General features: G+C 51.2%; 1 protein-coding gene. It reads left to right on the top strand.

What is annotated here, in order from left to right; genetic code table 11:
- On the top strand, positions 1-461 hold a 461-nt coding region (locus tag GO615_RS27965), incomplete at both ends, for an LON peptidase substrate-binding domain-containing protein (RefSeq protein WP_211167419.1).

Raw genomic sequence — 461 nt, forward strand, 5'->3', positions numbered from 1 at the left:
CAGAAGTGCTGACGTCGCTGAATAGCATCGACGATCCGGCGCGTCTGGCGGATACCATTGCTGCACATATGCCGCTGAAACTGGCTGACAAACAGTCTGTTCTGGAGATGTCCGACGTTAACGAACGTCTGGAATATCTGATGGCAATCATGGAATCGGAAATCGATCTGCTGCAGGTTGAGAAACGCATTCGCAACCGCGTTAAAAAGCAGATGGAGAAATCCCAGCGTGAGTACTATCTGAACGAGCAAATGAAAGCTATTCAGAAAGAACTCGGTGAAATGGACGACGCGCCGGACGAAAACGAAGCCCTGAAGCGCAAAATCGACGCGGCGAAGATGCCGAAAGAGGCAAAAGAGAAAGCGGAAGCAGAGTTGCAGAAGCTGAAAATGATGTCTCCGATGTCGGCAGAAGCGACCGTAGTGCGTGGTTATATCGACTGGATGGTACAGGTGCCGTGG

Origin of the sequence: Aromatoleum evansii, from assembly GCF_012910805.1 — a bacterium.
GTDB lineage: Bacteria > Pseudomonadota > Gammaproteobacteria > Burkholderiales > Rhodocyclaceae > Aromatoleum > Aromatoleum evansii.